General features: G+C 70.6%; 8 protein-coding genes. 4 read left to right on the top strand and 4 right to left on the bottom strand.

Features of this window, described 5'->3' with window-relative positions:
- Nucleotides 1-424, bottom strand: a 424-nt coding sequence (locus PV363_RS13145; RefSeq protein ID WP_301022541.1) for a VOC family protein, incomplete at its 3' end; no start/stop codon positions are given.
- A 50-nt stretch (nt 425-474) separates the two neighbouring features.
- Here PV363_RS13145 and PV363_RS13140 point away from each other — a divergent pair.
- From PV363_RS13140 to PV363_RS13130, 3 genes are all read left to right on the top strand, one after another.
- Nucleotides 475-1170, top strand: a complete 696-nt coding sequence (locus PV363_RS13140) for an LppX_LprAFG lipoprotein (RefSeq protein ID WP_301022540.1) — start codon at nt 475-477, stop codon at nt 1168-1170.
- A complete protein-coding gene (locus tag PV363_RS13135) occupies nt 1167-3026 on the top strand; it encodes an MFS transporter (RefSeq protein ID WP_301022539.1) in 1860 nt (619 codons plus the stop codon). The genes PV363_RS13140 and PV363_RS13135 overlap by 4 nt, the downstream gene beginning before the upstream one ends.
- Nucleotides 3027-3088: 62 nt before the next feature.
- Nucleotides 3089-3586, top strand: coding sequence for a carbonic anhydrase (locus tag PV363_RS13130; RefSeq protein ID WP_220344462.1), 498 nt, complete (start codon nt 3089-3091; stop codon nt 3584-3586).
- Between the two features lie 36 nt (nt 3587-3622).
- Here PV363_RS13130 and PV363_RS13125 read toward each other — a convergent pair whose 3' ends face one another.
- Both PV363_RS13125 and PV363_RS13120 read right to left on the bottom strand, forming a co-directional pair.
- Nucleotides 3623-4054 carry a VOC family protein gene (locus PV363_RS13125; protein WP_220344461.1) on the bottom strand — a complete coding sequence of 144 codons (432 nt, stop codon included), beginning with the start codon at nt 4052-4054 and terminating at the stop codon, nt 3623-3625.
- Nucleotides 4055-4094: 40 nt separating this feature from the next.
- The gene (locus tag PV363_RS13120) at nt 4095-6170 is read right to left on the bottom strand and encodes a DNA topoisomerase IV subunit B (protein WP_220347202.1); all 2076 of its coding nucleotides are present in this window, start codon (nt 6168-6170) and stop codon (nt 4095-4097) included.
- Between the two features lie 274 nt (nt 6171-6444).
- On the opposite strand from PV363_RS13120, the gene PV363_RS13115 reads away from it, so the two are divergent.
- Complete coding sequence (locus PV363_RS13115; protein ID WP_220365734.1) at nt 6445-6675, top strand: hypothetical protein; 231 nt, start codon at nt 6445-6447, stop codon at nt 6673-6675.
- A 97-nt stretch (nt 6676-6772) separates the two neighbouring features.
- Here PV363_RS13115 and PV363_RS13110 read toward each other — a convergent pair whose 3' ends face one another.
- Entirely contained in the window at nt 6773-8878 is a 2106-nt protein-coding gene (locus tag PV363_RS13110) for a sialidase family protein (protein WP_220344458.1), read from the bottom strand.
- Nucleotides 8879-9060: the final 182 nt, after the last annotated feature.

The raw sequence follows: 9060 nt of genomic DNA, 5'->3' as shown, positions 1-9060 counted from the left end.
CCTCGGCGCCCTTGTGGTGGGCCTCCTGGACGTGCCAGGAGTTGCCGTCCGGGTCGTCGAGGTAGACGTAGGACATGAAGTCACGGTGCTCGGGGTCGACGCCGGGCGCCATGCCGCCGGTCGCGACGTCGAAGTGCTGGATGCCGGAGCTCACGACGCCTCGTCCCTCGAGCTCCGCGTAGGCGGCCTCGATGTCGTCCACGACGAGGTGAAGGCCCTTGGTCGCGCCAGGCTCGGCCCCGTTGAGACCGACCCCGAACGTGACCGAGCACCCCGAGCCGACAGGCGTGACCTGGACGACCCGGAAGTCGTCGCTCGCCTGATGGTCGACGTCCAGGTGGAAGCCCAGACTCTGGGTGTAGAACTCCTTGGCCCGGTCGACGTCGGTGACTCCCAGGATGATGTTCTCGAGCTTCCAGTCCATCGGCTCGTCCTTCCGGTAGGTCGGTCACGACAGCCGCCTATGCTGACGCCATGCCGAAGTCTGCCAGCCTCGCCCTCCTCCTCTCCACGGTATTCCTGGCAGTAGCGGGGTGCTCCGGGGACGACGGCACGGACGAGCCCGCACGCGATCCCGGCGAGCGGCTCGCTGCCGCTCGTGCCGTGCTCGACGACGCCGAGAGCATCAAGCTCGATCTCGCGACCAAGAGCCTTCCGTCGGGCGTCACCGGGCTCCTCGAGGCCAAGGGGACGGGCACCCACGCTCCCGCTTTCGAGGGTGACGTCAAGGTCTCGCTCAAGGGCGTGCCGGTCAACGCCGAGGTGATCTCGGTCGACGGCACCGTGCACGCCAAGACCGGCTTCGCTCCCGACTTCCTGCCGATCGATCCGGCGTCGATCGGCGCGCCCGACCCGGCGACGCTGATGCGGACCGACGGCGGCGTCTCCTCGCTCCTGACCGAGACCGACGACGTCTCGACCGACGGCGAGAGCCGCGACGGTCGAGACGTGCTGACGACCATCAGCGGCACGATCGACGGCGCCGTGGTCCGAGGGCTGATCCCGACGGCTCAGGCCGGAGCGACGTTCGACGCGACCTATCGCCTGACCGACGACGACGTCCTCCGCGACATCACCCTGGAGGGTCCGTTCTACAAGGACGTCGAGCCGGTCACCTACACGGTCGCCGTCACCGCCTCCGACGACGCGGTCGAGATCACCGCACCGTGAGCGAGCCGTCCGCGGCCGCGGCACCGGTCGCGAACCCGGCGGCGCGCCTCCTGCTCGCACTCGCCGCGGTCGCGGTCGCGTTCGCCGCCGCCGACACGTACGTCGTCGTGATGGCGTTGCCGGACATGATGACGGCCGGTGGGCTGGGGCTCGACGAGCTGCAGCGGGCAGCGCCGATCGTGTCGGGCTTCCTGCTGGGCTACGTCGCGGTCCTCCCCCTCGTCGGCCGGATCGCGGACATCCGTGGACGACGCCCCGTCCTCGTCGGCTCGCTGGTGCTCTTCGCCATCGGGTCCGTCGTGACCGCTGCCGCCGACGGGCTCACGGTGATGGTCGTCGGTCGGTTCCTCCAGGGCGTCGGGGGTGGCGGGCTCGTTCCGGCGACGCTGGCACTCGTCGCGGACCTGTGGCCCCCGCGCCGGCGTGGTGTCCCGCTCGGCATCGTCGGCGCGGTGCAGGAGCTCGGGAGCGTCCTCGGCCCGCTGTACGGCGCCGCGGTGCTCGCGGTCGGCGACTGGCGCGCGATCTTCTGGTTGAACTGTGCCGTCGCCCTCGTGCTGGCTGCGGCGATCGCGGCCTCCGGCCGGATGCTCGCCCTGTCTCACGAGCGAGGGTCTGACGAGCGAGGGTCTGACGAGCGAGGGGCGGGCGCCGGCTCGCCGGGCGAGCGAGGGGCGGGCGCCGGGTCGCCGGGCCGCGACGTCCTCGGCGCCGCCCTCGCCGTCCTCGCCGTCATGGGCCTCGCGCTCGCGATCGGCCAGCCCGACCGCGTGCGCAACGACGTCGAGCTCGGGACCCTGCTCCTCCCCCTCGTGGCGGAGTCACGCTGGACGACCCCGGTCGCGCTGGCGACGTACGCACTCGCCGCCGCCTTCGTCGCCCGTCAGCTGACGGCCCGGCGGCCGCTGATCGCGGTACGCACCTGGCCGGCGACGGTCCGCGCCGTCGACCTCGTCGGCGCCGCGCTGCTCGGCCTCGCGCTGGGCTGCGTGATCGTCACGTTCGCCTCGGCCGACCCCGAGCAGAGCGTCGTGTCCCCCAACGCTCCCCTGCTGCTCGGCGCGGCCGCTGTCGCCACCGCGGCCTTCGTCGTTCGGCAGCGCACGGCTGCTGCACCCCTCATCCCCCGCCGTACGCTGCGCCAGCGCCCGGCGTGGGGCGCGCTGGTCGTGTCGCTGTTCGTGGGAGCGGCCCTGATCGCCGCCCTCGTGGACGTCCCGTTCTTTGCGCGGCTGACCGAGCACCGCGGCTCCCAGCTGGCCGCCGCCCTCGTGCTCGTCGAGTTCCTGGTGGCGATCCCCGTGGGTGCTGTCGTGGGCGGTTACGCCACCCGACGGGTCCGCCCGGCGTGGATCGCCGGCGCGGGGATGACGCTCGCCTGCGGGTGCTTCGTCGCGATGGCAGGCTGGGACGGTGACGCGCTCGCCCACGTGTCGTCGGCAGTCGTCCTGGCGCTCGCCGGCCTCGGCTTCGGTCTCGCCGTGGCCCCGGTCAACGCCGCGCTGCTCGACGCGACCCCGGACGAGACGCACGGCGTCGCCTCGGCGCTCGTCGTCGTGGCCCGGATGGTCGGCATGCTGGTCGGGATCTCGGTCCTGACGTCCTGGGGGCTGCGGGCCTACTACGACGCGGTGGACCGGATCCCTCCCCTGTCCGAGGTCTGTCCGGGGTCCGCCACCGCGTGCAAGGCCTACAACGCCGAGCTCGTGGACGCCGGCATCGTCCAGCTCAGCACGGTCTTCGCCGGAGCCGCGGTGTGCGCGGGTCTCGCGGCGGTCGCGGCCGTCCTGCTGCTCGACGTGCCTCGACGCCGTACGAAGGACGCCGCAACCAGGGAGCGGCCGTCGGGGTCGTGATCCTCATCACGAGGGCTGCTCCTGATCCACGCTCCTCCGCGACTGGTCGTACGCTCCTGCCCATGAAGGACGACTTCGACGACCTCCTCGCCGCCAACCGCCGGTACGCCGACGCGTTCGACCTGGCCGGGTTCGACGGCGTGGCCCGAGCCGGCATGGCGATCGTGACGTGCATGGACTCGCGCATCGACCCGCTGCGGATGGTCGGCCTCGAGCCAGGTGACGCCAAGATCCTGCGCAACCCGGGAGGGCGTGTCACCGAGCAGGTCCTGGTCGCTCTCGTGCTCGGCGCGAACCTGCTGAAGGTCGACCGCGTGATGGTCGTCGAGCACACCCGGTGCGCGATGGCGAGCGCGTCGGAGTCCGATCTGCAGGCACGGATCGGAGATGCCACCGGCACGGATGCGACGTGGATGTTCCTCGGGGCGATCAACGACCAGCGCGCGGAGCTGGCCGAGTCGGTGCACAAGATCGACTCGCACCCGCTGATCCCGCCGCACGTGAAGGCCGGCGGGTTCCTGTACGACGTCGACACAGGGCTGCTCGAGCAGGTCGTCTGATCGCGGCCACCCCGCGTCACGACGACGTACGCCACCTCAGCGCGGGCGTACGGTCGTCCCGCCCCAGGTCTCCGGACGCAGGTCCTCGACGGTCTCGGTGAACAGCCAGCGGTGGCCGGCCAGGTCCTCCGCGGCGTACTGACGTTCGCCGTACTCGAAGGTGATCGGCTCCATCACGATCGTCGCGCCATGCGATCGGGCATGGGCGCAGTGCTCGTCGACCGCATCGACGCGGACCAAGACCTCGTGGGTAACCTCACCGGCGCGAGGGGGCCGTTGGTCGTGGCGGACGTCAGCGACGATCACCGCCCCGTCACCGACGCCGAGCTGCGAGCGATGGTCCTCGCCGATCCGCACGTGCTCCTGGAATCCGAAGGCCGACTCGAGCCACTCGACGGCCGCACGGACGTCGGGATAGACGAGGACCGGGACCACCGTGGCGGCAGGAATCGAGCGATTGCGTCTCATGCGCTCCATGCTGCACCCGGCGTAGGCCCCGAGTCACGCCTTACGCGTCGATGCGGTCCGCGTCCAGCTCGTACGCTCCCTGGACGATGAACTCCTTGCGCGGCGCCACCTCGTTGCCCATGAGCAGCTCGAACACCGCGCTCGCCTCCTCGGCGTCGTCCACCGTGAGACGCCGGAGGGTGCGGCGCCTGGGATCCATCGTCGTCTCCTTGAGCTGGTCGGCGTCCATCTCACCGAGGCCCTTGTAGCGCTGGATCGGGTCCTTCCAGCGCAGGCCCTTCTTGGTGAGCTCGGCGAGCTTCCGCTGAAGCTCGGGGTCGGAGTAGGTGTAGACGTACTTGTCCATCCCCTTCTTGGGGTTCGACAGCTCGATCCGGTGCAGCGGCGGCACGGCGGAGTAGACGCGGCCCTCTTCGACGAGGTCGCGCATGTAGCGGAAGAACAGTGTTGCGAGGAGGCATCGGATGTGGGCGCCGTCCGCATCCGCGTCGGCCATGAAGATGATCCGGCCGTAGCGCGCCTGCTCGGCGTCGAACGTGCGCCCCGACCCTGCGCCGACGACCTGGATGATCGACGAGCACTCGGCGTTCTTGAGCATGTCGGCGATGGAGGACTTCTGGACGTTGAGGATCTTGCCGCGGATCGGCAGCAGCGCCTGGAAGTCCGACGAGCGGGCGGCCTTGGCCGTACCGAGCGCGGAGTCGCCCTCGACGATGAAGAGCTCAGTGCGGTCGTTGTCGTTGCTACGGCAGTCGGCCAACTTGGCCGGGAGCGAGCTGGACTCGAGGGCGCTCTTGCGGCGCTGCGTCTCGCGCTGCTGTCGGGCCATCTCGCGGGTGCGGGCGGCCGCGACGACCTTCTCCATGACGGCGCGCGCCTTGGCCTTGTGAGCGGTCTTGTTGGACGTCAGGAACGCCTTGAGCTCCTCGGAGACCACCTTGGCGACGATCCGGGTGACCGGCGGGGTCCCGAGGACCTCCTTGGTCTGCCCCTCGAACTGGGGCTCGGCCAGCCGGACCGTGATGACGGCCGTCATCCCCTCGAGGATGTCGTCCTTGATGACGTCCTTGTCGTTGGCCTTGAGCTGGCGGTTGGCGCGCAGGACCTCGTTGAAGGTCTTGGTCAGCGCTCGCTCGAACCCGCTCACGTGCGTGCCGCCCTTGGGCGTGGCGATGATGTTGACGTAGGACCTGGTCACCGTCTCGTAGCCGGTCCCCCACCGCAGCGCGATGTCGACGCCGAGGTCGCGCTCGACGTCCTGGGGACTCATGTGGCCCTTGTCGTCGAGCAGCGGAACGGTCTCGGTGAAGTGACCGCTGCCCGACAGCCGCAGCACGTCCGAGACAGCGGGGTCGGGGGCGAGGAACTCGCAGAACTCCGTGATGCCTCCGTCGTGCTTGAACGACTCCTTGAGCGGCGCGTCGCCGCGCTCGTCGCGCAGCACGATCTCGAGACCCGGCACCAGGAACGACGTCTGCCGGGCTCGGGCGACCAGCTCCTCGTACGAGAACTCCGCACCCTTGATGAAGATCTGGTGGTCCGCCCAGTAGCGGACGCGTGTGCCGGTCGTCGCCTTCTTGATGCGCCCGAGCTTGCGCAGTCCGCTTGAGGGCGTGAAGGGCGCGTCGGAACCCTCGCCGTCGAACGAGCCCGGTGCTCCGCGGCGGAACGACATCTCCCAGCGCCCACCGTCCTTGGCGACCTCGACGTCGAGCCGCTCCGACAGCGCGTTGACGACCGAGGCGCCCACGCCGTGGAGACCGCCGGTCGCGACGTACGAGCCGCCGCCGAACTTGCCGCCCGCGTGGAGCTTGGTGAAGACGACCTCGACACCGCTCAGCCCGGTCTTGGTCTCGGTGTCGACGGGGATGCCTCGGCCGTTGTCCTGGACCTCGACGGAGCCGTCGGGATGCAGCACGACCTCGATCCGGTCGCAGAACCCACCGAGCGCCTCGTCCACCGCGTTGTCGATGATCTCCCAGAGGCAGTGCATCAACCCACGGGTGTCGGTCGAGCCGATGTACATCCCTGGCCGCTTGCGGACGGCCTCCAAGCCCTCAAGGACCAGCAGGTTGCGGGCGTTGTACTCGGTGTCGATGACAGGCTCCTTATCCACACGCTCCGGGGTCGTCCGGCGCGTCGGTGCCAAATCTACCCAGCCCGTACGACGCCCTCGGTGCACCGTACGGCCCTCGCGGCGCGGCGTGTCGTACGCCACACCGCAGGTCGCCACGTGGCGTCGTTGCCCGCTGCGGGTACCGTCGAGTTGTCGAGCCATTCGCGAGGTGATCCGCTGCGGGAACACGCGCTCATGGTTGGATGTTGAAGCAGAGGAAGGCACTGAAGCCTTCCGCCCTGAAGAACCGTTGTTCGGAGAGAAGAGGTCAGACGTGACAGCTGCTGTCGCCCCCACCGCTGCCCTCAGCGCCGCTGATCGTTGCGACCGTTGTGGAGCCCAGGCCTACGTCCGTGTTGAGCTCGCCAACGGCTTCGAGCTGCTGTTCTGCGCCCACCACGGCCGCGCGCACGACGCCAAGCTTCGCGAGGTCGCGGCGAACATCCACGACGAGAGCGACAAGCTCACGGCCACCCCGGCGAACGCGCCGGCCGAGGAGCACTGAGCCTCGGCGCCGCCGACGCCTGAACGAGCGTGATGAAGGGCCCCGTACCTGGTGGTACGGGGCCCTTCGTCGTGTCGGTGTCGCTGCCTGCTCCGTGTCAGTGACGCACGCCGTAGGCCCAGCGCGGCAGCATCACCAGACCATCGATGACGGCGTCACCGCTGAGCCGAACGGGGCCGGTGCGGCGTTGGGTCGGTCCAGGGGCGGTCCTCACGACGCCGAACTTCCGACGACCCGCCGCCCCGATGAAGGTGGTGCCCTTCACGCCAGGCCTGTGGATGGTGATCCCCCTGCGCCCGGGCTCACGCTTGAGCACGACGACGACCTCCGAGCGCTTCTGGACCCCGCGCAGGGTCACGGTCCCTCGAGCGCGAAGCCTCGTCGCGCTCCCGTCGACGAAGCGCTTGTCGCGGAGCCGCTTCGTGCTGCCCGAGCGGGCGAGCGCACGGTCGTCGTACGGGCGCGCGGCGCACTGCTGGCGGGTCCACGCCGACACGTTCCCGGCGCGGTCGGTCGCACGCATCTGGACGCAGACGACCTTGCCGCGCGGCACCGCGAGGATCACCGAGCGCCGGGTCGTCCGCGCCAGAGCACGCGGCGTACGCCAGGCCCGCGACATCCGCGCGGCGGTCTGGGCCGTCACCGAGTAACGGACCTGGTACGAGGCGACGCTCGACTCGTGCTCCTCGGCTCCCCACCGGAACATCGCCCGGGACGTCAGCACGACCTCCTTCGCGCGCACGAAGGTGTGCACCGGCGGCACCTGGTCGAGGATCCAGCGCGCCGTGACGACGGGCGAGACCCGCCCCGCGGCGTCGATGGCCCGGACGCGGAGCTCCTGCTTACGGCCCGCCACCTCGGGCGACCAGCGCGAGATCTGGTGAGGGCTCGAGCACTCCTCGAACCCCGCGTTGCTGCCGTAGCCACACTCGTACGTGAGCCACGCGTCGGCTGCGTCGGCGTCGGTCGCGGCGAAGCGGACGACCTGGTTCGCCACCTTGGTCACTGCCGGCGGGACGGCCGTGAAGCGTACGGACGGCGTCCGCGTGTCCGGGAACGAGCGCAGGAGGGTCGACCCGTGCATCACGAGCGGACCGTTCGCGCTCACGGCGACCGCCGATCGCCCGGTACTGGCGAACTGCCGCACGTGGGCCGTCGATGACCACACCACCCGGCGATACTCGCCGATGCGGCTCCACGATCCGTCGCCCGTCGAACGGTGCAGGCTCAGGCCGTCGCCCCCCGCGAAGAACGTGCCCCCCTCGGCCGCGAGGTCGAGCGTCTGCGTGGCCGAGAGACTGGCGAGCTTCGTGGGGGTCGACCAGGTGACACCGTCCGTGGAGGTACGGACCTCGCCACGTCGGGACCCGCCCTCTGCGTACGACAGCCCGAGGGCGATCCGGCCGCCGGCCGTGATCGCGACCCGCGGCGTCGCGCCGCCCCCTCCCGCCACGACAAGCGAGTGGGGAGCACCCCACGTGGTCCCGGCATCGGAGGAGGCCCGTACGGACCAGGTGTCGGCACCGGTCGCGGACACGACAACAGCCTCGTCCCCGTCGACGTCGACGTCGAGCTGCCCGTTGCCCACCTCGACGACGCTCGGTGTCGACCAGGTTGCGCCGCCGTCGCCGGTACGGGCGACGAAGACGTCAGAAGCGACCCTGTAGGCCAGGACCGCCCGGTTGCCGGAGGCAGCGAGCCGCAGGTTCGTCGGGGATGCGGTCGTCGCGATCTCGACCTTCTGAGGCGTGCCACCCGTAGCGCCACCTGACCAGCGGTTGACCCGGACGACGGGCTTGCCCGAGCCGGCGCGACCTGAGCTCGCGGTGAGGACGTGCACCCCCGCGACGGCCACGATGGGCGCGCTCGCGCTGTCATCGACCGTGCGCAGCGGTCCGAACGTCCGTCCCGCGTCGGTCGAGATGCGCAGATGGCTCTCCGGACGGCACGACGTCCCCGTGCACGGCCTCCACCGGACCGCGACCACCGAACCGTCCGCATCCGCGGCGACCGCGTCATCCGTCTGCGGCGCCCCACTGGACAGGTTCGTCACCGCCCACCCGAGCGGGGCGATGGGGTCGGCGGCGGCCAAGGTCTCACCGCCAGCGCTTCCCGGCGCGAACGCCAGGGCCCCCGCCACCAGCACCCCGCCGAGCGAGGTCGCCAGGATTGCCGCGAGCCGCGGCCGTCGTCCGATCTTCACGTGACCCTCCAGTCAGGTCACGCCACCGTGACTCTCAGACGTTGTTCTACCGCACCTCGGGGGTCACCTGACAGTGGCGGGGGTAACGATTCGTAACAGCGTTTCAGGGACAATCCGTACGCCCGAACTCGACGTCGTTGCCGGGTCCGTCCGGTGTGAACCGGTAACAGCCCTGCTCGATC

Source organism: Mumia sp. (assembly GCF_028803055.1).
Lineage (GTDB): Bacteria > Actinomycetota > Actinomycetes > Propionibacteriales > Nocardioidaceae > Mumia.
Note: the sequence above shows the minus strand (reverse complement) of the source record. Positions and strands in the feature narration are given on the sequence as shown.

What these genes read in the sequence shown, in the direction of transcription:
- PV363_RS13140 (WP_301022540.1), top strand. Translation starts at nt 475, where the DNA reads ATGCCGAAGTCTGCCAGCCTCGCCCTCCTCCTCTCCACGGTATTCCTG.
- PV363_RS13130 (WP_220344462.1), top strand. Translation starts at nt 3,089, where the DNA reads ATGAAGGACGACTTCGACGACCTCCTCGCCGCCAACCGCCGGTACGCC.
- PV363_RS13125 (WP_220344461.1), bottom strand. Translation starts at nt 4,054, where the DNA reads ATGAGACGCAATCGCTCGATTCCTGCCGCCACGGTGGTCCCGGTCCTC.